Raw genomic sequence first — 25,628 nt, 5'->3', positions numbered from 1 at the left:
AGGGGCATAAAAAAAGCGGCCCCGGGATGACCCCGAGGCCGACAAGCGAGATGGGACGTTTAGTCCACCCCGAGGATGACATGGGTGGCCTTGATGAGCGCGCATGCGGCGTCGCCCACCTTCAGGCCGAGTGTTTTTTCACTGCCGGTGGTGATCATCACCACCAGTTCGGCGCCGCCCTTGAGGCTGAGCACCACTTCGGTGTTCACCGCGCCGGTGGTGATCGCCTTGACCGTGCCGCACAGGGTGTTGCGCGCCGAGGTGGCCGGGGCGGCGCCTTTGACGAGGATGGGCCACGAGGCCTTGACCAGCGCCCAGGCCGATTTGCCCGCGGCAAGGCCCAGACGATGGGCGCTGTCTTTGGTGACGATGGCCACGAGGTGCTGGCCCTCGCCGAGGTCGAGCACGACTTCGGTGTTGACTGCACCGTCGTGCACCGCATGAACCTTGCCTTGAAGATGATTGCGCGCGCTGGTTTGCATGATGGCTCTCTCCTGATGAAGGGGTGGATGATGTGTTCAGTGTATATGAATGGCTACGACGCTTGAGCTAAAAACCGAACCGATCTTCCCCTTCAGACTGTGGCCAACGCCCAAAATAACAACTCACCACCAACATTTACCCCTACGCCTACTTGCAACCGCCGCGAACATCGCTTGCGACGTTGTATTTTTATGAATATATTGAAAGCCTCGCACAGCTGTCAAGCGCTGAATTGGATGAAGGAGCAAAACCCTGCAAAGACGCACCGCCGCCAGCCTGATTGCAGGATTGGCGGGATCGCCTTGGCTCATCGGCACGGCCCAGGCGGGCAGCGCGCTGGCGCCGCCCGGCATTCAGGCGGCATGCGGCTGCGCGGCGGGCGCGCCAGCAGCGCCGACGACTTGCTCGACGGCCTGCAGCACGCCGTGAGCGATGCGCAGCGGCCGCTCGCCCAACCCGAAGCACAGCGCCGGGTCGCCGCGCGGATCGACTTCGACGAGTTTGGTTTTACGCCGCACCGGCACGCCCGAACGGGTCAGCCCGCGCAACACGCCGCGCAGCGGCGCAGGCAGCGGCACGAGCTCGCCCTCTGGCGTGTGCACATGGCCGATCACCTCGCCTGCCTCGACCGCCTGGCCGATCCGCAAAGGGGTTTCGAACACCCCGTCCTGCGGGGCGTAAACCAGGCGCTCGCGCCCCGCGCCGAGGATGGGCCGCGGCTCTCCGGCGAGCGCCCGGGCCGAGCCGACGTGCAGCACCCGCCCCAGTTCATCGCCCCAGGCCGACTCGATCACCACATCGGCGTTATAGCCCACGGTATATCCTGGACCAATGCCGACCGCAGTCGCAGCACCGCCGCACAGCGCGCGTAGATCAGGCTGCGCCGCGGCGTGTTTGCGCAGCCGCGCATCGACCAGAACCTGCGCGCCGAGCTGGCGCAGCCACAGCGGCAGGTCGGGTGCGACCACCAGCGGCAGCCAGATGCGGCGGGCAAAGGCGAGCGCCGCATCCGCCGGGTAAAACACCCGCACCGCGCTGAGATGATCGAGCACCGCGATGCCGTCGAACACCGCATCCACCCAGCACATGCCACGCCACGGGGACGTGGGCTGTTCCGCCTCGACCAGCAACACGGCGTAGCCCTGGCGGAACAAAACATGCGCCACGGCAGAGCCCACATCCCCTGCGCCAAGAACCACGATGCAAGCTGCCTGCCAGCGAGGGGCAGGCACAGGTTTGACAGGGAACAATTCTGCAGCGGACATGGCAAAGGATGTGGCAGGCCAAGGGGAATTCGTTATATCTTATTGAATATCTCGAAACCCGCCATGATTTTTTATTGGAGACCCTGATGCCCCGCTCTCGCCCCGCCCGCCGTCAGCGACCACTGCAACCTGTCCGCCCCTCTTTGATGCCGCTGCTGCCGCTGCTCGCGGCCCTGCATGCCGCAAGCGCCGCAGCGCAAACCCCGCAGGCCGCGCAACCGGTGTTCCAGCTTGGCGAGGTCGATGTGCAGGCCCCCGCCGTGTCCAAGCCCGCGCCGGGCGGCACGAGCAGCAATGTGGTGACGCAGCAGCAAATGCTCGACCGTGGCGCGCTCAATGTGGGCGAGGCGCTGGGCGATCTGCCCGGCGTCACCCCGGTGACGCTCGGCCAGCGCGGCGAGACGCAGGTGAACATCCGCGGCTTCGACTCGCGGCAGATCACCCTCAACATCGACGGCATTCCGATTTATGTGCCCTACGACGGCAATGTGGACTTGAGTCGGCTGCTGACGCCCGGCCTGTCCGAAATCGTCGTGACCAAAGGGCTGGGCTCCTTGATGTACGGGCCGAACAATATGGGCGGCTCGATCAACCTCATCACCCAGGCGCCGCGCAAAAAGCTCGAAGGCAGCATCACCGGCGGCCTCACCGCCAACCAGCACCGGCTGTACGGCAACGATCTGTCGGTGCAATTGGGCAGCCGTATCGACAGCCGCTGGTATGTGCAGGGCGGCGTGGCCAGCGCCAATCGCGACGGTTTTCCGCTGTCTACAGCGTTCAAGCCGGTGGCGGCGCAGCCGGGGGGCGACCGGCTCAACGCCGCCAGCCACGACATCAACGCCAACCTGAAAGTGGGCTTCACCCCCAACGCCACCGACGACTATGCGCTGGGCCTCTACACCGTCAACTCCAACAAAGATTCGCCGCCTTACACCGGCAACACCAAGGTCACCGGCCAACCGGTGCGCTACTGGCAGTGGCCGCAGTGGAACAAGCAGAGCTATTACTACATCGGCAACACCGCCCTCGGCGCGGGTTACCTCAAGACCCGGCTCTACCACGACACCTTCGACAACGAACTGATCTCGTTCGACAACGCCCGCTACGACTCGACCCAAAAACCTTACGCCTTCAATAGCCAGTACCGCGATTTTTCCAACGGCGCCACGGTCGAACTCGGCCAGCCGTTGGGCACGCAGAACTTCCTCAAACTCGGACTGTTCTACAAGCAAGACGTGCACCGCGAGTCCAACCTCGCCACCCAGGCGCAGCCTTACCAGACGCCGTGGCTGCATTTCGAGGCGCACACCTACGCACTGGGCTTCGAGAATGCCTACAAGCCCACAGCGGCGGACACCCTCACCTTCGGCTACCGCCGCGACGAGCACCGCTTCGATCAGGCCGAGCAATACACCAACAAGGCGCAGACCCAGATCGGGCCGATGCCCACCAGCCCGCGCGTGGGGGCGAACAATGCGCAAATCGTCTGGCGGCACAAACTCTCGGCGCACACCGAGTTGCGCGCGGGCATCGGGCGGAAGACCCGTTTTCCCAGCATCAAGGAGGTGTATTCCTACCGCCTGGGCCAGGCCATCCCCAATCCGGCGCTGGGGCCGGAACAAGCACTCAACCGTGAAGTCGGCGTCTCCGGGGTGATGCTGGGCGGGGTGAAGTATGACGCCGCGGTGTATTGGGATTCGATCAAAGACGCGATCGAGAGTGTCGCCACCTCCACCCCCGGCATCAGCCAGGCGCAAAACGTCGGCACGGCGACCAACAAAGGGCTGGACTTGAGCGTGCAGGCGCCGATCGGCAACGCCTGGATCACCTCGGTGGCGTATAGCTATCTCGACGCCACGCTGGGCGCGCCTGGACTCGTCGCCACCAACGCGCCGCGCCACTGGGCCGATCTGGGCGTGTCGTGGCTGCCCGGCGACGCCACCACCCTGTCGGCGCATGTGCAAGCGGCCAGCAGCCGCCAGACCACGACCGACGGCAAGCAGCCGGTGGCCGGGTTCGCCGTGGTCAACCTGCGCTGGACGCAACGCCTGGCCCCGCGGCTGACGCTCTACACCAATCTGAACAACGCCTTCGACCGCAACTATCAATTGAGCGAGGGCTTCCCCATGCCCGGACGCGAGCTGCGGGTGCAACTGCAGTACAAGCTATGAGGCGATTTCTCGCTCGGCTGCGCGCTCCTTTGCTCGGCGCCGCGCTCCTGCTGCACGGCGCGTTCGCGCTGGCGCAAACGCCTGCGGCCTGCCCCAGCGCCAAGAGCGGCCCGGTGTATGGCAGCAGCCCGGTCAACAATTACTTGCTGCTGGCGCTGGCGCCCGAACGCATGGCGGGGCTGAACTTTCCCTGGAGCAAGCAGGCGGCGCAGATTCTGCCGCGACAGGTGCTCGATCTGCCGGTGCTCGGCGGCTGGTTCGGCCAGGGCAAGACGGCCAACCTGGAGCAAGTGTTGCGCGTGCATCCCACGCTGGCGCTGGTGTCCGGGGCGACGGTGGGTGCGCAGGCCAGCACGGCAGCCATGCGCAAGCTCGGGCTGCCCATCTGCCCGGTGCGGCTCGACAGCCTGACGGATTACCCCGCGGCCTTCCGGGAGGTAGGGCAGGCGCTGGGGATCGCCGCGCGCGGCAAAGCGCTGGCCGCCGACGCGCAGACCACGCTGGACGATCTGGCCGCGCTGCGCCAGCGCGTGTCGCGGCAGCCGCCCGTGCGCATCTATTACGCCGAAGGCGAAGACGGCCTGGCCAGCGAATGCCCCGGCTCGATCCATGCCGAGGTCATCACCGCCATCGGCGCGCACAACGCCTTGCACTGCACCGACGGCAGCCGCTTCGGCATGGTGCGGGTGAGTTTCGAGCAAATCCTGGCCGCAGACCCCGACTGGATCCTCACCCAAGACGGCCCGGCGATGCGCGCCATCCAGACCGAGCCACGCTGGAGGCTGCTGCGCGCGGTGCGCGAAGGCCATGTGCTGTTCGCGCCGCAAGTGCCGTTTCGCTGGATCGACCGGCCGCCGTCGTTCATGCGGCTGCAGGCCGCGCCCTGGCTGGCGAGCCGGATTTTCCCGGCAGACTACCGCGCGGTGTTCAAGACTCCGATCGACGCCCGCACCGAGGCGTTTTTCGCGCTGTACTTCAAGCGCACGCTTTCCGCCGCGCAAGCGCGCGCCATTCTGGCGCCCGACCCCGCCGACTTTCCCACCAAGTATTGACCCGCCATGCCTGCCTCCCCCCTGCCGCAAATCGGCATGATGCTGCACATGCAGCCCGCCGCGAACGAGCCTATCCCCGCTTTTTTCCAGCAGCGCGCCGCCCTGGTGCAGGAGATCGAGCAGATCGGCGTGCAGGCGGTGTGGGTCACCGAACACCACTTCGACCCGCAAAGCCTGAGCGCCTCGCCGCTGCTGCTGCTGGCCCACTGGGCGGCGCGGACGCAGCGCATCCAGCTCGGCGTCGCCGCGGTGTTGCCCGCAGGCCGCAACCCCTCGCTGCTGGCCGAGGAAATCGCGCTGCTGTCCAACCTGGCGCCCGGGCGCATTGCCATCGGCTTTGCCAAAGGCGGGCCGTTCGAGGCGCAAAAGCGCGCTTTCGGCTGGGGCAGCGATGCGGCGCGCGTACAGATGCGCGAGGTGGTGGACGCCTTACTCGACCGGCTGCACCCCCAGTCGGTCGATTACCGCGGCGAAGCCGTGCTGCAACCCCCGGCGCAACTCCCGCTGCCCCTGTTCGTCGCCAGCCGCGAGCCCGACACCCTGGCTTGGGCGGCTTCGCGCGGGCTGGGCTGGATGAGCGCGCAGTTCTGGCCGCTGGAAACCTACGACGCCCAGGCCATCAACTGGGGCATCGTCGCACAACGTCCGGCCGACGCGCTGCTGTCGCGCGGGCTGTGGATCGATGAGGATGGCGACGCCGCCAGACGCCATGCCCTGGCGTGGCTGGCCGCCTTTCGGCGCAACAAGCAATCTCAATGGAAGGTCGGCTTTCGCGGCCCCATGGCCGAGATGGACGAGAGCGAAAGTCTGGCGCGCGCCATCGTCGGCACGCCCGAGGAATGCGCCCGGCAGCTCACCGACCTGCTGGCGCAACGCGCGGTGCCGCGCCTGGCATTCAACCCGCTCGACGACCGCCCTGAGCGCCAGCTCGAGCAGATGCAGCGGCTGTTGCGTCAGGTTTTGCCTCTTGTGTCGTCATCCTTAGCCGCGCCCCAGCCGACGTCTTGGCCTGCGTCTTTGTCCGCCGCGTGTGCCGCGCCGCATCGGGCAGACGCCGCATTGCCCGGCCGTCCATGAAAGGCCGCTTCGGGTTGCTGGGCTCGGCCTTGTTGCTCTGCGCCGTGACCTCCTTGCTGCTCGGGCGCTATCAGCCCTCGCCGCTCGAGGCGGCCATGCGCCTGTGGCAAGGCCTTGCAGGCCATCCTTCCGAGCTGTGGACGGTGATCGTGGAGCTGCGCGCGCCGCGCATCGTCGCGGCCATGTGCATCGGCGCCGCGCTGTCCGCCTCGGGCGCGGCCTACCAGGCGCTGTTTCGCAATCCGCTGGCCTCGCCGGAAGTGCTCGGCGGTTTGGCCGGAGCCGCATTCGGCGCGGCACTGGGCATCCTGCTCGGTCACAGCCTTTGGCAGGTTCAGCTTTCCAGCTTTATCTTTGGGCTGATGGCCGTGGGCATGACCCTGCTGCTCGCCCGCCTGGTCGGCATCCATGGCATTGTGGTGCTGCTGTTGGCGGGCTTGATCACCGGCGCGTTTTTCACCGCCCTGCTGTCCACCGCCAAGTACGTCGCCGACCCGTACGACAAGCTGCCCGCCATCACCTATTGGCTGATGGGCACGCTCTCCAGCGTGTCGGCGCACAGCGTGTGGCTCACCGCCCCGCTGATGGCGCTGGCCACCGCCGCCCTCATCGGCCTGGGCCATGCGCTCAACGTGCTGAGCATGGGCGACGAGGAAGCGACCACGCTGGGCGTGCCGGTGCGCGCCACGCGCGCCTGGGTCATCGCCCTGGCCACCTTGCTGGGCACGCTGTCAGTGACTCTGGCCGGGATGATCGCCTGGGTCGGCTTGCTGATTCCGCAAATCGCCCGGCTGATCTGGGGCGCGGACAACCGCCGCGTATTGCCCGCCTCTGCCTTGCTGGGGGCGCTCTACCTTTTGCTGCTCGACGACGTGGCGCGCACGGCGTTCACCGTGGAGTTGCCGCTAGGCGTTCTCACGGCCTTGGTCGGGCTGCCGCTTCTCGCCGTGGTGCTGCGACGCGCCGCCGTGAGCTGGGCCGATTGAGGAGCCGAAGATGATCGACGCACAACAACTGCACATCCGCTATGGACATGAAGAGATCGTCAAGGGCGTGCAGCTGCGCCTTGCCCCGGGAGAGACGCTGGCGTTGCTCGGCCCCAACGGCTGCGGCAAAACCACCTTGCTCAAAGCCCTGTGCGCGATTCATGCGCCGCATGCTGGGTCGGTGCAAGTCGATGGTCAAGACCTCTTCACCCTGTCCGCTCCCGAGCGTGCCCGCCGCATTGCCTATGTGCCGCAGCAGCACCGGCTGGTGTTCGCCTACAGCGTCATCGACGTGGTGATGATGGGGCGGCTGGCCAGCCGCGGGCTGATCGCCCGGCCCGCAGCCGACGACTTCGCCGCCGTGCACGCCATCCTGCACCGGCTCGGCCTGCAAGCCCTGGCCACACGCAGCTACGCGGCGCTGTCAGGCGGGCAGCGTCAGCAAGTCTTGATCGCCCGCGCGCTGGCACAGGACGCTCCCTACCTGCTACTCGACGAACCTGCCAGCAGCCTGGATTACGGCAATCAGTTGCGCCTACTCGAACTGCTCGGGCAGTTGCGCGACGACGGGCGGGCCGTGCTGTTCACCACCCATCATCCTGATCACGCCTTTGTCGTGGCCTCGCGCGTCATTCTGATGCAGGCAGGCCGCTTCATCGCCCAGGGCAACCCGGCGCAATGCATCGACCGCGAGCAACTCGCCCGGCTCTACGGTCTGGCCCCGGATCATCTGGAACGCACCCTGCTGGCGCCGCACTGGTCAACGCACGGGGCGATGGGCTGAATCCGTTTGGGGATGCTCCTATACTTGCCCACGCGCCGATTTGCCCTGGGCTTGCGGGCGCGTAACAAATACCGCTAAAACAGCGCAGACCACCGGCGGTTTTCGCTGCATTGCCAGCGCCGCCGGTTTGTTTTTTCAGGAACACCCATGAGTGCTTCGCCCTCAGCCCTCGGTGACGTCACGCCGCAGCGCATGGCGTTCGAGCAGCCGCTGCCGCTTCAAAGCGGCGCGCAACTGCCCGCCTACGAGTTGATGTATGAAACCTACGGCACGCTCAACGCCGAGCGCAGCAACGCCGTGCTGGTGTGTCATGCGCTCAACGCCAGCCATCACGCCGCCGGCACGCATGCAGGCAACCCCAAGAGCGTAGGCTGGTGGGACAACCTGATCGGCCCCGGCAAACCGCTCGACACCGAGCGCTTTTTCGTCTTGTGCGCCAACAATCCCGGTTCGTGCTTCGGCTCCACCGGCCCGATGAGCCTCGACCCCGCCACTGGCCAGCCTTGGGGCAGCCGTTTCCCCGTGGTGACGGTCGAAGATTGGGTCGATGCGCAGGCGCGGTTGCTCGACCGGCTGGGCATCGAGCGCCTGGCTGCGGTCATCGGCGGCAGCCTGGGCGGCATGCAGGCGCTGAGCTGGACGCTGCGCCATCCAGGCCGCGTGGCCCACTGCGCGGCTATCGCCACAGCGCCCAGTCTTTCGGCGCAGAACATCGCCTTCAACGAGGTGGCGCGCCGCGCCATCATCACCGACCCCGACTTTCACGGCGGCGACTACTACGCCCACGGCGTCGTGCCCAAGCAAGGTCTGGCGGTGGCGCGCATGATCGGGCACATCACCTATCTCAGCGACGACGCCATGGCCGCCAAATTCGGCCGTGCGCTGCGCAATGGCGCTCTGGGCTACGGCTTTGGCGTGGACTTCGAGATCGAGAGCTATCTGCGCTACCAGGGCGACAAATTCAGCGGCTATTTCGACGCCAACTCCTATCTGCTCATCACCCGCGCGCTCGACTATTTCGACCCGGCGCGCGCCACCGGCGGCGATCTGGCGCAGGGGCTGGCGGCGGCGCAGGCGCGCTTTCTGCTGGTGAGCTTCACCACCGACTGGCGCTTCTCGCCCCAGCGCTCGCGCGAAATCGTGCAAGCGCTGGTGACCAACCGCCGCGCTGTGACCTACGCGGAAGTCGATGCCCCGCAGGGCCATGACGCCTTCCTCATGGATCACCCGCACTACCACGGCGTGGTGCGCGCCTGGTTCGACCGCATCGCGCAGGAGCTTTCCAAATGACCACTCCCCTGAGCGTGATTGCCGATCTGGTGCCGCATGGCAGCCGCGTGCTCGATCTGGGCTGCGGCGATGGCCGCATGCTGGCGCATCTGCGCGACACCCGCCGCTGCACCGGGCTGGGCGTGGAAATCAGCCCTGAAAAATTGATCGCCGCCGCCGAAAAAGGCGTGGACGTGCTGCAACTCGACCTGGAGCAGGGCCTGTCGATGTTCGGCGATGGCAGCTTCGACGTGGTGCTGCAGATCGACACCCTGCCCAATATCCGCCACACCGAAAACGCGCTGCGCGAAACCGCGCGCGTGGGTCGGCTGGGCATCCTCAGCTTCGCCAATTTCGCCCACTGGAGCATCCGCCTGCAAATCCTGACGGGCCGTCTGCCGGTGACGCCCGAGCTGCCCTACGAGTGGTACAACACGCCGAACCTGCGCGTGGCCACCTATGCCGACTTCGAGCGCCTGGCGGCGCACTGCGGGCTGAAGATGATCGACGCCTTCGGCATCCGCAACGGCCGCCGCATCACCTTCGCTCCCGGGCTGCTGGCAACGGAAGCGGTGTTTTGTGTGCAGGGCGCGTAACAGCCTGACGAGGCTTGCCCCCGCCAGACGCTGACAGCTCTACGCCCTCTTGTAACTCGGCAGTTCGATCACATAAGTGTCTACCGCCGCATCCGGATTGAGCACCGGGTTGCTCGGGTCGCCGTTCCCCCAATCGCTCTGGAACAACACGCGCGTGCCGCTAGTGCTGAGCGTCACATTGGTCTGGGCCCAGTAGTTGCTTTGCGGGGCGTTGCTGTAATTCCCGGTGCTGCGATGGTGGGCAAAGCGGTACGTCAGCCCGGAGGTCAGGCTGGTGAGCATGATCTCCTGATCCAGCAGGGTGGTCGGATTGGCGGTCGGGCCGCTGTTGTCAGTGCCATAAATGTCGCCCGTCATGCCCGTCGCAATCCACATCGGGTTTTGCCAAGCCGTCGAACCGGTCAGGCTGCCAGTCGTGGGGTAGCCAAAGGCAGGAGAACTGGACTCACCCACCAAATTCTGGATGGCCCCCGTATTCAGGTCAGCGACGATGACATTGCCATTACCCCCCGTGGGGCGGTTGAACTGCGAGCCGACCAGCATGTCGTGGCCTGCGGCATTCATGGCCGTGTCGCAATGTTCATACGCATCGAAATTGACGGTTCGAACGTATTTGCCGTTGATGTCGAGAATGAACACACGCCCGGTCTGGCTATTCTGCGAGGCCGGATCGGGCGCGACCCAGCCCTGCCCCGACAGCAAGGGAAACGGCGTCGTGCCGCGCGCCTGCCCTTGTGCCACGTACTGTGTGTCGTAGAACACCATTTGCTTGGTCGTTTGGTTGAAACCGAACACATTTAACGCAAGTTGTCCATTGATATTCGGGATGCCCCCCGCACCCAGCCCCCAAATGCGCTCGCCTTTTGCGTTGATGCCTAACGCGAACGGGTAACCGCAGCGTACCGGGCCGGTGCGCGGCCAGCCCGCTGGCAGATTATCCAGAAAGCTGTACTCCACCGTCTTGACACCCGTCTCTACGTTGATCGCGGTGAGATCAGCGTGCATGGTGCTGCCGACTGAATGGTTATCGATGTAATAGAGAGTAGCTGGATCCTGGTGATCCCAATAAAACTGCTCAACATCTCCGGGATTGATGTCTATAAATTTTATAAACGCATAGGTCGTGCCGTTATACATGGCCCAGCCTTGCTGACCTCCTGACTGCATGGTCGAACCCGGCACATACAGAATGAAGCGCGTCTCATCGCTGTTCCAGGCCATGGCCGTAGGATAGGCCGGCGCGGCGCAGAGGTTTTTGAAATCAGAAACACAATCAGTGATTCGGGTAATCCGTGTGCCGAAATCCGGATCCAGCACAGTCTGCCCCTTTGCTGGCTTGGCCAGCTTGCTGTAGGGCATACGCTTCAGGCCGTAATTCTGAAGCCCGGCCGACAAATCAATCCCGGCAACAACAGGCACAGGATTCAAATCCGTAGGAGAGCTCCCTCCAGGCACTTCAGCCACTGGGGCTGCTGGAGTACCGCCCCCACCCCCGCCACAAGCAGACAAAGCGCCAACAGCAGGAAGGGAAAGTAAAGATTTCTGAATGAATCGACGACGGGAAGGCAACATTTTCAATCTCCCAGAAAAACCGAATACGGATCAAAATCCTCGCGGCAGCCACACTTCAACACCCCGATCAGGGGGCATTTTCAGAGCGCTCAGATGCACCAGAGCCGTGCAGGATGGCAGGACGGGTCAAACGCATGCCAAGAAGAAAATCTTTGGCTGGCGCTTCCCAGTAGCGATAAATAGCTAGAGAAATCAGAATCAGAACCCCCACTAAAGTCGGTGCAAGCAGCACGCTGAGCAGCGGAGATTCCGGACCGAATGCATTGCGTGCAATATCGAGAATGGCGACTCCGATGTATTGGTGCAATAAATATAGGCTGTAACTGGCCACCCCAATCGCCGCGAGCGGCGGATAGCCCAACCAGGCCACCCAGGCGGGGCGTTTCATCATCGCCAAAAAAACAAAAAAACTAAATGCAAGAGCAAGATAAGGCGCGATGGTTCCGATATGCGTCCCCAACCTGAGCACCGCAATGGCGACAACCGACTCAACTAGTAACACCCAGGCCATTCGGCTGCTGGCATCTGCGTAAAGTGCATAAAACCCAATGCCAGCCACAAACCAAGGCAAGGCGCCAATAACAAAAATAAAATCGATTGCCCAGAGATGATGGAAGTCTAGCGCCCGAGCCAGCACATAAAATATCACCAAACCGCCAAACGCCGACGCCACAGACCTAAAGAACAACCGAGAACCTACCAAAAAATAAATGACACTGATCCAAAAATAAAACTTGACCTCGACAAAAAGAGACCAATATGCCCCATCAACCGCTTTGAAAGGCACGTCAAAAATCTTACTCCAGATGATCGGATCACTGAATGTCAGGCTCGGAATAAAATCTCTGACCCGAGGAATGAAAATATTTTGCGGCAGTAAATGCAGAATGAAAAAAGACAACACCGAACAAATCAACATGGTTGGAAACAGGCGCGCAAACCGCTTCCAGAAAAAATGACCTATTGTGCGACACCTGAATAGGGTCATGCTGATCACAAACCCCGATATCACAAAAAATATCTGCACCCCTAGATCGCCATACTCAAACAACCAGAAGTGCGCTCCAAAACCCCCGTATGGGTAGAAATTATCCGGAGCGACTGGCGGCGTCCACCGGACAAAATAGTGATATCCCATCACCAATAGAATGGCTATGGCCCTTAATCCATCCAATACCTTGAGGCGATGCCGTTCTTCCATTAGTGGCCATTTGAAAAGAGGTTGAGTGATTCGAGCGGCGCTGCCATATAAAAAAAGGCACGCCCGAAGCGTGCCGCATCATAGGACTGCAGTGCATCGATGCCCACCCCGCACTGAGCGGGGTGGGGTCACTCTCGCTCCCTCAATTAGGCTTGTAGGCGGGCAACTCGATCACGTAGGTGTCCACCGGCGCATTCGGGTTGATCACTGGGCTCTTCGGATTGGCGTTGCCCCAGTCGCTCTGCACTAGTATGCGGGTGCCGCTCGGACTTGGGGTGACGTTGGTCTGCGCCCAATAGTTGTTCACCGGTGCATTGCTGTAATGACCTGTGCTGCGGTGGTGCGCCACGCGGAACACGACACCCGTGTCCACATTGGCGATGGAAATTTCCTGGTCGATGTAGGTCTGCGGGTTCGCCACCGGGGCGTTGTTGCTGCCGTTGTCTGCGGTACTGCCGTAGGGTGAACCGGTCACTCCCATCGCCACCCAGCCCGGCACCTTCCAGGCGCCCGAACTGATGAGGGTGCTGGTGCGGGGGTAGCCGTCGCCCTTGGACGTGCCGATCACCGTGGACACGGCGCCGGTCGCCAGATTCGCCACCATCAGATTGCCGCTGCCTGACGGGCCGTCGTATTGCGTGCCCACGAGCAGGTCTTCGCCCTTGGCGTTGACCGAACTGTCCAGGTGTTCGATGGCGTCGAACTGCACGGTGCGCACGATATTGCCGTTCAGGTCGAAAACGACGGTCGTGTGGTTCGCCCAATCGGGCCAAGCCCAGCCCTTACCGCTTTTGAGCGGGAAAGGCGTGGTGCCGCGCGCCTGCGCCACGGGAATGCCGCTATAGCGTGTGACTTTGCCGGTCTTGGCATTGAAGCCAAAGGCGTTGAGGCCGAGCTGGCCACTGACGTTCGGAATGCCGCCTGCGCCCAGCCCCCACAACTCCAGATCACCGCCTGAATAGAACGGATACCCGGCTCGCACTGGGCCGGTCGTCGGCCAACCCTGCGCTTTCACATCTGGCATGAAGTCGTGCAACACCGTCTGCACGCCGGTTTCGACGTTGATTTCCATCATTTTCATGATGATCTGGCCACCGTTTTCACGGTTGTCTATATAGACCAGTTTGGTCGGGTCGGAATGACTCCAGTAGAACTGCTCGATATCGGGAGGATTGATCGGCAGGAATTTGATGAAGGCGTAGGTCTTGCCGTCAAACATTGCCCAGCCCTGCTTGCCACCGCTCTGCGCGCCAGTGACATACAAAACAAAGCGCGATTCGTTGCAATTCCAGCCCTGCGTGGTCGGGTAGGCGGGCATCGCCACATTCGCTTTGAAGTCAGCCAAGGCGTCCGTCACGCGGACGATATGGGTACCCGGGAAATCGGGGTCTTGTACGCGAGCTCCCTTGGCAGGCTTAGCCAAATAGGAAAAGGGACGAAGGTTCTTTCCGTAGTCGACCAAACCGCTGGTCAGAGTGACACTGGGAGTGGCGCAGGTCGCCGACACCGGAGTCGGAGTCGGAGTCGGAGTCGGAGTCGGAGTCGGCGTCGGCGTCGGCGTCGGGGTCGGGGTCGGGGTCGGGGTCGGGGTCGGGGTCGGGGTCGGGGTCGGGGTCGGGGTCGGGGTCGGGGTCGGGGTCGGCTCCTGCGGTGCGTTATTCGCACTGCCGCCGGTGATCGTGGGCTGCGGACTGGCGATCGCTGCCGTGCCAGTCCCTGCATTCGGATTATTGGCGGCAGCAAGATCCGTCGTGCCACCGCCACCGCAGCCCGCAAGACTCACCGAAGCCACCAGAGCAAGAGTTCCCGCTTTTAAAAAGAATGAATTCATGACTACTTCCTCACTATGACGCCAGCCGTGCACCCATTGCGACCACACGATCAAGCCCCTCTCAAGATGAGACTGTTTCGATTCATGACACTCGAAACCGCCCCCGCAATACAACGCAAAACAAAGGCACTGTTTGTTACATATAGGGTGCACTAAAACCTTCGCCTCATGTCCTGATCACCCCCCCCCCCTCGACGAGGCCTAGGCCTGCGACTCGTCAGACCCCAAAATATGCTCATTAGGGAGTGTGAATTGTCGAGTTTTCCCTAAGCTGAATCGATCAGCGCGCTCTGACTTGCGTATCGGAATTTGCTGGTTTTTTTGTCAGAATTTTCTGATAACCTTGGACTGCCACCCAAAAGTACGTTGAATTCTCTAGGCGAGACCAGATTTCACAACCCGAATGCTGTGATCTCGCACTATTTTCGAACCACCGCATCTTATGCCAAGCTCATGTTGCCGCAGCGCCACATCCATGAAACACCCGATCACTTGGCCGACTTGGCAAGCGATGCCGATCTGACGCATGGCGCAAGGCCGGCGCCGGAGGGTTTCACAGACCTGCGTGCGCTCGTTGACCAGCTCCCGGGTTTTGTGTTCCGCCTGCGCCATGACGGCGGGCAATTGCGGTTCGACTTTGCTAGCGCCTGTTGCCTGCCGGTTTGTGGCGTTCAGGCCACTGATTTGCAGCACTCCGCGCAGCACCTTCTGAACCAGATCGACCCCTTGGATCTCGCGCCGTTTCATGAGGCGCTGCAGGCCAGCGTCGCCTCCGGCTTCTGGAACTGGGAAGGGCGTCTGCATACGCCGCATGGGCTCAAGTGGGTGAATGTGCGGGCGCGCACGCGCAGCATCAACGCCTTCGCGGCCGAATCCACCGGCATCATGCTCAACGTCACGCAGAGTCATCTGCGCGAATCGCAGTTGCTCAATCTCTCCAGCGACCTGCGGCGGATCGCCTCGCATCTGGAGTCGGTGCGCGAGGCAGAGCGGGCCCGCATGGCGCGCGACCTTCATGACGATCTGGGTCAGGTGCTCACGGCCTTGCAGATGGATGTGGCGCTGCTGCGCAAGCAGTTTGGCGCCGCGCAGGCGCCGGAGTTGTTTGGCAACATCGACAAGCTCATTCACGCCGCGGCAGAGGCGGGTCGGCGGGTTGCGTCCGAATTGCGGCCCAGCGTGCTCGACCTGGGGCTGAAGGCCGCGCTTCGCTGGATGTCCGAGCAATACGCCCAACGCTACGACATTCGGGTGTCAACCGAGCTGAGCTACAAAAGCGAGGTCGGCGAACTGATCGCCACGGAGCTGTTTCGCATCGCGCAGGAGGGCTTGACGAACGTGGTGCGCCACGCGCGGGCGCGTCAGGCCTGGGTACGCTGTGTCGATGTGGAGGCCCATCAGATCTGCATTTCAGTCGAGGATGACGGTATCGGCTACACGCCGCAAGAGCCCCCGGCCAGCCGCCCCTCGCTGGGTCTGCGGGGCATGCGCGAACGCGCCGCAGTCTTCGGCGGCAGCTTTCAACTCGACCAGTCGCCGCGGGGAGGTGTGCGCGTACAGGTGTGCATGCCACTGGGGCCTACGCTGTCGAGCGATGACGCGGGCGCTGCCCAACCCCAGCCATCCGCAGGAGACGCCCTTGGATGAGTTGCGCGTGCTCATCATCGACGACCATGCGCTGCTGGGCGAGAGCTTGGCGCGCTTTCTCGGCTCCAACGACATGCAGGCGGTCTGGTGCGGCGATCTCGCCCGCGCCATGCAATCCGTCCGCGATCAGTCGTGGAGCGTGGTGCTGCTCGATCTGTCCATGCCCCAGGGCAACGGACTCGATCTGCTCAAACGCATCAAGCTCATGCACCCAGACCTGCCGGTGCTGATTCTGAGCATGCACCCCGAGCAGCAATTTGCGCTGCGCGCGCTGCGCGGCGGCGCGGCAGGCTATCTCACCAAGGGTTGCAGCCCCGACGTGCTGGTCGAGGCCATTCAAAAGGTCGTGCACGGCGGACGTTACCTCACACCCGGCGTGGCGGAGCAGTTGGCCAACTATATGAACGAGGGCGAGGCGGCGGAAGAACCCCACGCCCGTCTTTCCGACCGGGAGATGCAGGTGTTCATGCGGCTGGTCGAAGGCAAATCGGTCAATCAGGTCGCCGACGAATTGCACATCAGCTGCAAAACGGTGAGCACGCACAAGACGCGGCTGATGCACAAACTCGCCCTCGACAACGACGCCGATCTGGTGCGCTACGCCATGCATCAGGGCATCGTGAGCTGAACCGCCGCCCCCCTCGGGGGGATCTGACGCGCAGCGGCAGGTCTGGCGGCGCTATCAGACAGAACGCGCCGCGGTTTTTATACTGCCGCTGATGCACACCCCCTACTCGCCTGAGCGCGCGGTTCAACTCGCGCGCGACACCCTGGATATCGAAGCCCGCGCCCTGCTTTCCCTTCGTGAGCGCCTGGCCGCGCCGCCGCTGTCGAGCGCATTTGCGCAGGCGGTGCAGTGCATCCTGCAGAGTCCCGGCCGCGTGGTGGTGTCGGGCATGGGCAAGTCGGGGCATGTGGGCCGAAAAATCGCGGCGACCTTCGCCTCCACCGGCACGCCGGCTTATTTCGTGCACCCGGCCGAGGCCAGCCATGGCGACCTCGGCATGGTGACGCGCGACGATGTGTTCCTCGCCCTGTCCAACTCCGGCGAGACCGAAGAACTCACCCGCATCGTGCCGCAGGTCAAGCGCCTGGGCGCCACGCTCATCAGCATGACCGGCCGCACCGACTCCACCCTGGCGCGGCATGCCGACATCCTGCTCGATTGCGCCGTCGAACAAGAAGCCTGCCCGCTCAACCTCGCGCCCACCGCCAGCACCACCGCCCAGCTTGCCCTGGGTGACGCCCTGGCCGTCGCCCTGCTCGACGCCCGCGGCTTCGGCCCCGAAGATTTCGCCCGCACCCATCCCGGCGGCAGCCTGGGGCGCAAACTGCTCACCCATGTAAGCGATGTGATGCGCAGCGCCGAGGCCGTGCCCAGCGTGACGGAAGAGGCGCCGTTCACCGCCGCGCTGATGGAAATCACCCGCAAGGGCCTGGGCATGACCGCCGTGGTCGATGCGCACGGCGTGCTGGCGGGCATCATCACCGACGGCGATCTGCGACGCCTGATCGAAAAGGGCGCCAACCTCAACACCCTGCAAGCGCAGCAGGCCATGCACCCGCAGCCGCACACCATCGGCCCGGACGCGCTCGCCGTCGAAGCGGTGCAACTCATGGAGCAATACCGCATCAACCAATTGCTCGTCGTCGATGCTCAAGGCAAGCCCGTCGGTGCGCTGAACATGCACGACCTGTTCGCCGCCAAAGTGATCTGAGAGGGTGTGAACAAATCCGCCATGAACCCGCCTATCGAAGCCACACCCCGCGACGCCACACCCCGTCTCGCCTTTGAGCCCGAACTCCTACTCGCCGCGCTCGATGTGCGGCTGCTGCTGCTCGACGTGGACGGCGTGCTTACCCCCGGCGACCTGCTCTATGGCGCGCAGGGCGAAGAGCTCAAGCGTTTTTCCACCCTCGATGGTCACGGCCTCAAGCTGTTGATGAGCGCAGGCATCGAGCCCGTCGTCATTTCCGGGCGCGACAGCCCCGCGCTGCGCGCGCGCATCGCCGAACTCGGCCTGCAACACAGCGTGCTGGGCAGCGGCGCCAAGCTGCCCGCCGCCCAGAGCCTGCTCGACCAGCTTGAGCTGAGCTGGAAGCAAGTGGCCATCATCGGCGACGACTGGCCCGATCTCGCCCTGATCGCCCGGGCGGGATTCAGCGCCGCGCCGCCGCAAAGCCACGCCGAAGTGCTGGCCCGCGTGAGCCACATCACCCGCGCCCCCGCCGGGCTCGGCGCGGTGCGCGAAGTCTGCGATCTGCTGCTGATGGCGCGCGGCGCCTACGCCGCCCTGCTGCAGGATGCGCTCGACGGCAAGCCGCACACACCACCGCCGGGCCGCCCTCACGATGCCATCAGCGGCACCCTAGCCGAGCCTGGCGCCGTGCTGCCCAGCGCGCGTTGAAGCCCCTGCCGACATGAGAATCAACCCGCGCCAGTTCTGGCTCCGCCTCAGCGCCTGGACGCCCGTCCTGCTGCTGGCGCTTGCCGCCGCGTTCAGTTGGTGGGTGGCGCAGGTGGTGATGCGCGCCGAGCAAAATCCCCGAATCGGCGCGGCGCATTCCGACCTGCCCGACTATCTGCTGCGCGGATTTTCTGCGGCGAGCTACAACGCCCAGGGACAGCTCAGCGCCGTTTTGCGCGGCACGCAGATGGTGCACCTGCCCGCCTCCGACACCTTCGACATCACGTCGCCGCAGCTGCGCGCGGTCAACCCCCAGGGCATCGTCACCACGGCCAGCGCGCTGCGCGGCCTGTCCAACAAAGACGGCAGCAATGTGCAGCTGCTCGGCCAGGCCGTGGTGGAGCGCAGCGGCGTGCCCCATCAGGCCCCGCTGATCGTGCGCAGCGAGTTTCTCAACATCTTCCCCAACCAGCAGATCGTGCAGTCGAACCGGCCCACGGTGGTGCAGCAGGGGCAGACCGTTTTTTCCGGCAATGCGGTGGATTTCAACGGCATTGCGGGCACTGCATCGCTGCAGGGGCGGGTGAAAGCCGTCATCGTGCCGGGCCAGACCCCGCCGGGAGCCACGCCATGACCGCCGCATCGCCCGCACCCATCGTGCTGCTCACCGGCGCGTCCAGCGGCATCGGCGCAGCGCTGGCTGCGGCTTATGCCGCTCGCGGCTGGCGGCTGGTGTTGATCGCCCGCCGCGCCGAGTTGCTGGAGCAAGTCGCACGCGATGCCCATCTCGACCCGACTGATGCGGCCCGCGTGCGGCTCATCGCCGCCGATGTGCGCGACACCGACCGCCTGCGCCTTGAGGCCGACACCCTGCTGCGCGAATGGGGCTGCCCGCAGGTGGTCATTGCCAATGCGGGCATCAGCCACGGCGTCGATCTGTCGCAAGCCGACGATCTCGACGTGGCCATCGACATCATGGACATCAACTGGGCCGCCGCGCTCGCCACCCTGGCGCCCTTTATCGCGCCGATGCGCGCACGCGGCAGCGGCACCTTGGTGGGTATCGCCAGCGTGGCCGGGATTCGCGGCCTGCCCTGCCACGCCGCCTATTGCGCCAGCAAGGCCGCCCTCATCCGCTCGCTCGAAAGCCTGCGCGTGGAACTGCGGCCCAGCGGCGTGAAAGTCGTCACCCTCAGCCCCGGCTATATCGAAACGCCCATGACGGCGGGCAATCGCTTTCGCATGCCCTTTCTCATTTCACCCGCCGAGTTCGCTCGTCACGCCCTGCCCGCCATCGACGCAGGTCGCGCCTACGTCACCATTCCGTGGCAGATGGGGTGGCTGGGCAAATTCCTGCATGTCGTGCCGCGCGCCGTGTTCGACCATTACGCCGGGCGCTACGGCCGCAAGGCCCGCAAGGACGACTGCGAACCCTGCCAGGCGATGACCCGGCGCAACCGCATGCGTCGCGGCGGCAAATAAGAAGCGCGGGGCCCGTTCACGGGCTACGGCGAGCGCCCACCAGTTCACGCCCGCAAGCAGCAGGCCGGCGACAAATCAGCGTGCTCAGCACGAACACCTGCGGCGGGGCGGAATACCGATTTTCACCGCGCCGTAGACCCACAGCGGAAAAGTCAGCGCCCTATAGCCAGCGCCCCAGCCAGCGCCATCGACGTGCCGTGCCGAGTGTCCTGACCGCTGCGCGGGGCGGGTCGGCGACAATGGCGGTGTCGTGTTGCAGGGAATAAAACTCGGCGCTTCATCTCGCTTGGCCAATCAACTTGCCTGCATCAACGCCTCCCTTCTCCGTGAGAGTTCACGGGGTTGCTTCCAGCCTGGCGAGTCGCTCCAGGCGTGATGTCCTGGCCCAACGGATCAATGACGCACCTCCCGGAGAATGACATGCGCCCAATCGCAGACGACCCGAAGCTCAATCAACTGCTGGCCTCGCTTCCCGATGCGGAATGGTTGCGCTGGAAGCCGCAACTTGAACGGGTGAAGCTTGAACTGGGGCAGGTGCTCTACGAGGCGGGCGGCCTGCAAAGCCACGTTTACTTTCCGACGACCGCCATCGTCTCCCTGTTGTACGTGCTGGAAAACGGCGCCTCCGCCGAAATTGCAGTGGTCGGTCGGGAAGGGCTTGTCGGCGTCTCGCTCTTCATGGGTGGCCAATCCACCACCAACCGTGCGGTGGTGCAAAGTGCAGGCGAGGGGTATCGGCTGCGCGCTTCGGGCATGCAGACTGAATTCAATCGCGCCGGGCCGGTGCTGCATCTGCTGTTGCGCTACACGCAGGCGCTTATCACGCAAATGTCGCAGACTGCCGTGTGCAACCGGCATCATTCGCTGGACCAGCAACTCTGCCGCTGGCTGCTGCTGAGCCTGGACCGGCTTGACGGCAACGATCTGGTCATGACGCAGGAACTCATCTCCAACATGCTCGGGGTTCGCCGCGAAGGGGTCACCGAGGCAGCGCTCAGCCTTCAGCGGGCAGGGTTGATTGACTATGCACGCGGCCGTATCAAGGTGCTCAACCGGGGTGGGCTGGAGCAACGCAGTTGCGAGTGCTACGCGGTGGTGAAGGCGGAGTACGACCGGCTGCTTCCGGCCACGTTGGCCATCTGATCGCCCAGGCCACATCGCGCCCTCGTTGCGCAAAAACTGGCGCACGGCTGCTGGGCGCGCTGATGGTTGATGCAAGCCGGGCCGCACGATCTGCCGATCGCTATGTGCGGCAGCAAACGGACACCGCGAAGATTTGGGCGCATCGTGTCGGCATCGGTTCCAGACGCCACGCACGGCCCGGTCTGGGCTGCATCACGGCATGCGTTGGATGTGCTGTTCACGAAAGCCTTTTTGTTCACCGCTCAGAATGCGCTCATTCAACGCCTGCCTCGCATCGAACAGCGTCGTTTACTGAAGCGATGCGAGCCGGTTGATCTGGTCTTTGCCGCCATGCTGGGCGCGCCAGGCCAGCAGACCGCGCATGCCTACTTCCCAGTCAACGGATATGTCTCGCTGCTGCAGCAGACAGGCGCGCAGGCGCCGCTGGAAGTGGGAATGGTGGGACGCGAAGGCATGCTGGGCGCAGAGCTGGCACTCGGCGTGACGACCACCCCGCTGCTCGCGTTGGTGCGAGGTTCCGGGGCGGCGTGGAGAATCGAGCAAAGTGCGTTGCAAGAGGCGCTGGCGCAAAGCCCGGCGCTGCGTCAGGGTCTGCACCGCTATGTCTATGTGTTGCTGGCGCAACGCGCAGCAGCCGTGTCGTGTCAACGCTTTCATCTGATCGAAGCTCGGCTGGCACGTCAGCTGTTGATGAGCCAGGACCGCGCCCACGCCGACACGTTTCATGTCACGCACGAAGATCTCGCCCAGATGCTGGGCGTTCGGCGTGTTGGCGTGACGGTGGCGGCGGGAGAGTTGCAGCGCAGCGGCTTGATTGCGTACCACCGCGGTGATCTCCGGGTGGTGAATCGCATCGCCCTGCAATCCAGGGCATGCAGCTGCTATGCGCTGGATCAGCGGATTTACGACGCTTCAATGCAAGACAAGGCCCCGGAGCGCGCAGAACCCGACTTCGCGTGAAAAAACGGTCTTGCATGTTCGTTAGCGCACAGACACCTTGCTTGCAGTTCGATACCTTCAGTGCATGCCACGACATCGCAGAAATGCAACGCGATGCCGAAGCGACATGAACCGGGGCAACGGCCCCATCACTTGAAGGATTGAACATGAACTGGGAACGTATCGAAGGCAACTGGAAGCAGATCAAGGGTCAGGCCAAAGCGCAATGGGGCAAGCTCACTGACGATCAGCTGACCGAGATCGACGGCAAACGCGAGCAACTCGCCGGAAAGATCCAGGAGTCCTATGGCATCACCAAGGACGAAGCGGAGCAGCAGCTCGCCGCCTGGCAGAAGCACTGCAAAGACGACGGTCCCGCAATCTGAGCCTGGGGTCAATCTGACCTTGCACAGCCCTGAAGCAAAGCGGTCGGTCGAGAGTCATCACGCCCATCGCTGCACACGAGGAGTATGACCATGTCGTTAGGCACCATTCTGCTGATCATCCTGATTCTGATGTTGATCGGCGCATTTCCAAGCTGGCCCCACAGCCGCAGCTGGGGGTACTTTCCCAGCGGCATTCTTGGCTTCATTGTGATCGTGGTGCTGATCCTCTTTCTCACAGGGCGCATGTAAGCGTTCATACGCCTGCGCCATTGCGCCATCAAACATCCACCCCTTGGCAACACGCCTTCGGGGACACTCGGTTTATTTCAAAGGAATGCATCATGCGATCCCACAAAGTGCTTTATGCCGTCATGCTGGCGGCGTCATTGGTCAGTTTTACAGGCTGTGCGGCCACAGATCGGCACGACAGCACGGGCCAGTACATTGACGACACGGCCATCACGACCAAGGTCAAGGCCGCGATTTTTGGCGACCCGCAGCTCAAGCTGTTCGAAATCAAGGTGGTGACCTTCAAGGGCGTGGTGCAACTCAGCGGCTTTGTCGGCACACGCGAAGAGGAGCTGAGAGCGGTCGCCCTTGCACGCAAAGTGGACGGCGTGAAGGCGGTTCAGGACAACATGAGCCTGAAGTAAACAGGCGAGTCGCGCCGCGAGGGGAATCGATCCTGGGCAGCGGCGTTGTAGGCCATCGCACAGGCGCCTGATCCCCCTCCAATGCGTGCGTCGCCTCACCGGGGCGACGTGCGCTGTTTTTTCCAACCCATTCAAAAGGTCGCATCATGAACATCAAACAAAGAATTCTCCCCTCGGTTGCCGCTGCCATGTTCTTGCTGGCTCTGGGCGGCTGTGCGGGGATGTCGTCGCAGGATAAAAGCACCGCGATCGGTGCGGGCGTTGGCGCAGTGGGCGGCGCCGTGCTGTCGGGCGGGAGCGGAATCGGGACGGTCGGTGGCGCCGCGGTGGGCGGCGTGATCGGGCATGAAATCGGCAAGTAAGCCATATTGTTTGACAGACCCCCACAACGAGGAAACGCCATGAACCGATCTTTCAAACGGCCCGCAACAATCGTCGCCATCAGCCTTCTGATGGTGGTGCTCTACGGCTGTCAAAAACCAGAGGGCCCGGCAGAAAAAGCTGGCAAGGCCATAGACCAGGGCGCGGCGAAGGCCGGCGAGCAAATCCAAAAAGCTGGTCAGAGCCTGCAAAACGAGGCCCAAAAAAGCCCGTAAGCGCTGGCGGTACCACGTGCTGACGGGCTGGCGGTTGGTTCAACCGTCTGTCGACAGCGCCTCGGCACAGTGGTAGGGGATGATCAGCTGGCCTTCGTTGTTGGCAATCGCCTCAATGGTGATGATGGGCGCGGAGCCGCGCACCGGGCCGAAGATGGTGGCGAACGCTACATCTGCGGCGTCTCGCCCTGAGCCAAAGCGCACAAAGCCCATGGGAATGGCGGTGCCTGAGGGGTCGAAGATGTACCAGCGTCCGCCCAGATAGACCTCCACATAGGCATGAAAGTCCGTGGGGCCGAGGATGGGGTCGGCGCCGTAATCAATGCCTGTGGTGAAGCGTGCCGGGATATTGCTGGCCCGGCACAGCGCAATCATCAGATGCGCGAAGTCGCGGCACACCCCTTCGGTCGCGACCAAGGTGTCGATGGCCGAGGTGTTGGAGTTCGAGGTGTTTTGTGCGAAGGTCGTGCGAAACTCAACCCAGTCACGAATGGCCTTGGCGCGGCGATAACCAGTGGGCAACTGGCCAAACTCCCGCATGGCCAATTTGTACAGCCGGTCGGACTGACAATAGCGACTGGGATAAAGAAAGCCAAGCACATCCGCCGGCAACTGTGCCACCGCAACTTCTTCAATCTGCGCCGGGTTGGCCACATGGTGTCGCAATTGAACCGTTGCGCCATAGCGCACCTGAAAGGCGCCAGCGCCAGCATGCAGCCGCATGATGCGGCTGCCGGTTTCACGGTTAAGTTCCACCGTGGGGGCAATGTTCTGGCTCAGGTTCAGATATTCCTCCAGAACGCACTGCTGCTCGGTATGGGCCGCATGAATATTGAAAATGAAGTCGCAACCAGGCTCGAACACCTCGTAGTTCAACTCCAATGTGAGACGCAGATGGATCATGGTGGAATGCCTTGAAAGGGATGCGTTGTACGGAGGATTGCGGTCGGTCCAGAGAGTTGGATCCGTCATGAATGCCAGCTGCGGCAATCAATCCTGGCTACGCTCAAGCAAGCACAGGGCCAGGCCAACGTGGCGACAGGCTTCTGCAGCGTCAAACACAAACGAAAAAATGCGGAAGCGCAGCGTCGGCGAACTGCTGCATGCCTGCAGGGCGCAGGGCGGCACATGTGCTCGGCTTATGCCTTCTGCACCCGCAACACGGGAATGCTGCTCAGGTGAGCGACACCATCCGTCACGCTGTCCTTGAGCAGATGATGAAGCCCGTTGTGCCCATGACTGCCGAACACGATCAGATCAGATCCCCACGACTGCGCCTCCGCCACGATGGCATGGGCGATATCCGCAACCTCGGGGCTGGTTTCAGCGATGACTGTGCTGGCGTGCAGCCCAACGTCCATGGCCTGCTGCATCCAGCCGTCAAGCATCTGCCGGACATCGTTGTTCAGTTGCGCCATGGCGTTGGGCTCAAAGGCAACGAAGCTGCCGAAGTCCACAACCGCAAGAAAGCGCAAGTCAGCGGATTGCTGCCGCGCCAGGCCGATGGCATGCGCTGCTGCGGCTTGTGCGGTCTCGCTTGCATCCAGGGGAACAAGAATTTTTGATGGCATGGCGGGCGACGCGGCGTGTTGCGGTTGATGGCTGGCGCAAAACCTACCAGCGCAAATAGTTGTTCATGCTTCCGCTCTGCACCTGGACGCTGCGGGTCTGGCCGTTATGCGTTCCGGTCACTGTGTAACGACCCCCGGGCAGTTTGACGTAGCACAGGGGGCCATCCGCGGTGAAGCTGGCCACCGTCTGGCGGCCGGACCGGATCTCGATTGGCACATCCGCCAGATAGGCTCCACTCGGCCCGCCGACCATCCAGAAACCCAGGTTGTAGTCGGTAGCCCTTGATTGCAATTGCGTCAAACTGCTATCGCCTACTCCACCGCACAGATGACTGCCGACATGCACAGGGGCCGGCGGGGTTGGCATCTGCGCCTGGGCTCCGCTGAGCATCCATGGCGCTCCGGAAAAAAGTACCGCGCATTTTTGAAGAAAAGCGCGGGTCGCTGCAGTGCGAGGTCTGGTCATGTCAATGGGCTCTTGGCTCAGGCGGCTTCCTGCGGCTTGCATCGCGGAAT

At 63.4% G+C, this 25,628-nt stretch carries 29 protein-coding genes; 20 read left to right on the top strand and 9 right to left on the bottom strand.

Annotated elements, in window-relative coordinates; translation table 11 throughout:
* Nucleotides 1-59: 59 nt before the first annotated feature.
* Nucleotides 60-482 (bottom strand): molybdopterin-binding protein, encoded by a 423-nt coding sequence (locus BIO17B3_RS10540; protein ID WP_156054017.1) that lies wholly within the window; start codon nt 480-482, stop codon nt 60-62.
* A 354-nt stretch (nt 483-836) separates the two neighbouring features.
* Entirely contained in the window at nt 837-1,748 is a 912-nt protein-coding gene (locus BIO17B3_RS10535) for a hypothetical protein (RefSeq protein WP_156054016.1), read from the bottom strand.
* Between the two features lie 86 nt (nt 1,749-1,834).
* On the opposite strand from BIO17B3_RS10535, the gene BIO17B3_RS10530 reads away from it, so the two are divergent.
* The 7 genes from BIO17B3_RS10530 to metW all read left to right on the top strand — a co-directional run bounded on the left by BIO17B3_RS10530 (nt 1,835) and on the right by metW (nt 9,683).
* The gene (locus BIO17B3_RS10530; protein WP_172979040.1) at nt 1,835-3,919 is read left to right on the top strand and encodes a TonB-dependent siderophore receptor; all 2,085 of its coding nucleotides are present in this window, start codon (nt 1,835-1,837) and stop codon (nt 3,917-3,919) included.
* Nucleotides 3,916-4,971: an ABC transporter substrate-binding protein gene (locus tag BIO17B3_RS10525; RefSeq protein ID WP_156054014.1), complete on the top strand. Its 1,056-nt coding sequence runs from the start codon at nt 3,916-3,918 to the stop codon at nt 4,969-4,971. Before BIO17B3_RS10530 ends, BIO17B3_RS10525 begins: the two co-directional genes overlap by 4 nt.
* Nucleotides 4,972-4,977: 6 nt before the next feature.
* Nucleotides 4,978-6,048 carry an LLM class flavin-dependent oxidoreductase gene (locus BIO17B3_RS10520; protein ID WP_156054013.1) on the top strand — a complete coding sequence of 357 codons (1,071 nt, stop codon included), beginning with the start codon at nt 4,978-4,980 and terminating at the stop codon, nt 6,046-6,048.
* Nucleotides 6,045-7,034, top strand: coding sequence for an iron ABC transporter permease (locus BIO17B3_RS10515; protein WP_156054012.1), 990 nt, complete (start codon nt 6,045-6,047; stop codon nt 7,032-7,034). Before BIO17B3_RS10520 ends, BIO17B3_RS10515 begins: the two co-directional genes overlap by 4 nt.
* Before the next feature lie 10 nt (nt 7,035-7,044).
* A complete protein-coding gene (locus tag BIO17B3_RS10510) occupies nt 7,045-7,818 on the top strand; it encodes an ABC transporter ATP-binding protein (protein WP_156054011.1) in 774 nt (257 codons plus the stop codon).
* 147 nt (nt 7,819-7,965) lie between these two features.
* Nucleotides 7,966-9,108, top strand: a complete 1,143-nt coding sequence (locus BIO17B3_RS10505) for a homoserine O-acetyltransferase (RefSeq protein WP_156054010.1) — start codon at nt 7,966-7,968, stop codon at nt 9,106-9,108.
* Entirely contained in the window at nt 9,105-9,683 is a 579-nt protein-coding gene (metW, locus tag BIO17B3_RS10500) for a methionine biosynthesis protein MetW (RefSeq protein WP_156054009.1), read from the top strand. Before BIO17B3_RS10505 ends, metW begins: the two co-directional genes overlap by 4 nt.
* 39 nt (nt 9,684-9,722) lie before the next feature.
* Here the strand turns inward: metW and BIO17B3_RS10495 are convergent, their stop codons facing one another.
* From BIO17B3_RS10495 to BIO17B3_RS19230, 4 genes are all read right to left on the bottom strand, one after another.
* Nucleotides 9,723-11,255 carry a hypothetical protein gene (locus BIO17B3_RS10495; protein ID WP_172979041.1) on the bottom strand — a complete coding sequence of 511 codons (1,533 nt, stop codon included), beginning with the start codon at nt 11,253-11,255 and terminating at the stop codon, nt 9,723-9,725.
* Between the two features lie 67 nt (nt 11,256-11,322).
* Entirely contained in the window at nt 11,323-12,456 is a 1,134-nt protein-coding gene (locus tag BIO17B3_RS10490) for an acyltransferase (protein WP_156054007.1), read from the bottom strand.
* 142 nt (nt 12,457-12,598) lie between these two features.
* Nucleotides 12,599-13,801: a hypothetical protein gene (locus BIO17B3_RS10485; protein ID WP_231836298.1), complete on the bottom strand. Its 1,203-nt coding sequence runs from the start codon at nt 13,799-13,801 to the stop codon at nt 12,599-12,601.
* Between the two features lie 861 nt (nt 13,802-14,662).
* Nucleotides 14,663-15,034, bottom strand: coding sequence for a hypothetical protein (locus tag BIO17B3_RS19230; RefSeq protein WP_232054259.1), 372 nt, complete (start codon nt 15,032-15,034; stop codon nt 14,663-14,665).
* Here BIO17B3_RS19230 and BIO17B3_RS10480 point away from each other — a divergent pair.
* The 13 genes from BIO17B3_RS10480 to BIO17B3_RS10420 all read left to right on the top strand — a co-directional run bounded on the left by BIO17B3_RS10480 (nt 15,014) and on the right by BIO17B3_RS10420 (nt 23,541).
* Entirely contained in the window at nt 15,014-15,934 is a 921-nt protein-coding gene (locus tag BIO17B3_RS10480; protein WP_232054258.1) for a sensor histidine kinase, read from the top strand. The two genes, BIO17B3_RS19230 and BIO17B3_RS10480, sit on opposite strands and share 21 nt — an antisense overlap.
* On the top strand, nt 15,927-16,562 hold the full coding sequence (locus tag BIO17B3_RS10475; protein ID WP_156055276.1) for a response regulator transcription factor: 636 nt from the start codon (nt 15,927-15,929) through the stop codon (nt 16,560-16,562). Before BIO17B3_RS10480 ends, BIO17B3_RS10475 begins: the two co-directional genes overlap by 8 nt.
* Before the next feature lie 91 nt (nt 16,563-16,653).
* Nucleotides 16,654-17,652, top strand: a complete 999-nt coding sequence (locus BIO17B3_RS10470; RefSeq protein WP_156054004.1) for an SIS domain-containing protein — start codon at nt 16,654-16,656, stop codon at nt 17,650-17,652.
* 21 nt (nt 17,653-17,673) lie between these two features.
* Complete coding sequence (locus tag BIO17B3_RS10465) at nt 17,674-18,342, top strand: HAD family hydrolase (protein ID WP_156054003.1); 669 nt, start codon at nt 17,674-17,676, stop codon at nt 18,340-18,342.
* Between the two features lie 13 nt (nt 18,343-18,355).
* Complete coding sequence (gene lptC, locus BIO17B3_RS10460; protein ID WP_156054002.1) at nt 18,356-18,976, top strand: LPS export ABC transporter periplasmic protein LptC; 621 nt, start codon at nt 18,356-18,358, stop codon at nt 18,974-18,976.
* Nucleotides 18,973-19,824: an SDR family oxidoreductase gene (locus BIO17B3_RS10455; protein WP_156054001.1), complete on the top strand. Its 852-nt coding sequence runs from the start codon at nt 18,973-18,975 to the stop codon at nt 19,822-19,824. The genes lptC and BIO17B3_RS10455 overlap by 4 nt, the downstream gene beginning before the upstream one ends.
* Nucleotides 19,825-20,244: 420 nt before the next feature.
* Nucleotides 20,245-20,967 carry a Crp/Fnr family transcriptional regulator gene (locus BIO17B3_RS10450; protein ID WP_156054000.1) on the top strand — a complete coding sequence of 241 codons (723 nt, stop codon included), beginning with the start codon at nt 20,245-20,247 and terminating at the stop codon, nt 20,965-20,967.
* 144 nt (nt 20,968-21,111) lie between these two features.
* The gene (locus tag BIO17B3_RS10445) at nt 21,112-21,927 is read left to right on the top strand and encodes a Crp/Fnr family transcriptional regulator (protein WP_353681923.1); all 816 of its coding nucleotides are present in this window, start codon (nt 21,112-21,114) and stop codon (nt 21,925-21,927) included.
* A gap of 146 nt (nt 21,928-22,073) precedes the next feature.
* A complete protein-coding gene (locus tag BIO17B3_RS10440) occupies nt 22,074-22,292 on the top strand; it encodes a CsbD family protein (RefSeq protein WP_156053999.1) in 219 nt (72 codons plus the stop codon).
* 90 nt (nt 22,293-22,382) lie between these two features.
* The gene (locus tag BIO17B3_RS10435; protein ID WP_013104359.1) at nt 22,383-22,541 is read left to right on the top strand and encodes a DUF3309 domain-containing protein; all 159 of its coding nucleotides are present in this window, start codon (nt 22,383-22,385) and stop codon (nt 22,539-22,541) included.
* A gap of 92 nt (nt 22,542-22,633) precedes the next feature.
* Entirely contained in the window at nt 22,634-22,945 is a 312-nt protein-coding gene (locus tag BIO17B3_RS10430; RefSeq protein ID WP_156053998.1) for a BON domain-containing protein, read from the top strand.
* A gap of 146 nt (nt 22,946-23,091) precedes the next feature.
* The gene (locus tag BIO17B3_RS10425) at nt 23,092-23,307 is read left to right on the top strand and encodes a glycine zipper 2TM domain-containing protein (protein WP_156053997.1); all 216 of its coding nucleotides are present in this window, start codon (nt 23,092-23,094) and stop codon (nt 23,305-23,307) included.
* A 39-nt stretch (nt 23,308-23,346) separates the two neighbouring features.
* Nucleotides 23,347-23,541 (top strand): hypothetical protein, encoded by a 195-nt coding sequence (locus tag BIO17B3_RS10420; protein WP_156053996.1) that lies wholly within the window; start codon nt 23,347-23,349, stop codon nt 23,539-23,541.
* A 39-nt stretch (nt 23,542-23,580) separates the two neighbouring features.
* On the opposite strand, the gene BIO17B3_RS10415 is transcribed toward BIO17B3_RS10420, so the two are convergent.
* The 3 genes from BIO17B3_RS10415 to BIO17B3_RS10405 all read right to left on the bottom strand — a co-directional run bounded on the left by BIO17B3_RS10415 (nt 23,581) and on the right by BIO17B3_RS10405 (nt 25,503).
* Complete coding sequence (locus BIO17B3_RS10415) at nt 23,581-24,444, bottom strand: transglutaminase family protein (protein WP_156053995.1); 864 nt, start codon at nt 24,442-24,444, stop codon at nt 23,581-23,583.
* A gap of 236 nt (nt 24,445-24,680) precedes the next feature.
* Nucleotides 24,681-25,112 carry a universal stress protein gene (locus BIO17B3_RS10410; RefSeq protein ID WP_156053994.1) on the bottom strand — a complete coding sequence of 144 codons (432 nt, stop codon included), beginning with the start codon at nt 25,110-25,112 and terminating at the stop codon, nt 24,681-24,683.
* A 43-nt stretch (nt 25,113-25,155) separates the two neighbouring features.
* On the bottom strand, nt 25,156-25,503 hold the full coding sequence (locus BIO17B3_RS10405) for a hypothetical protein (RefSeq protein WP_156053993.1): 348 nt from the start codon (nt 25,501-25,503) through the stop codon (nt 25,156-25,158).
* Between the last annotated feature and the right edge of the window lie 125 nt (nt 25,504-25,628).

The organism is Thiomonas sp. OC7, from assembly GCF_900634595.1.
GTDB lineage: Bacteria > Pseudomonadota > Gammaproteobacteria > Burkholderiales > Burkholderiaceae_C > Thiomonas > Thiomonas arsenitoxydans.
The sequence above is the reverse complement of the archived record's forward strand: the minus strand, read 5'-3'. Positions and strand labels throughout refer to the sequence as shown.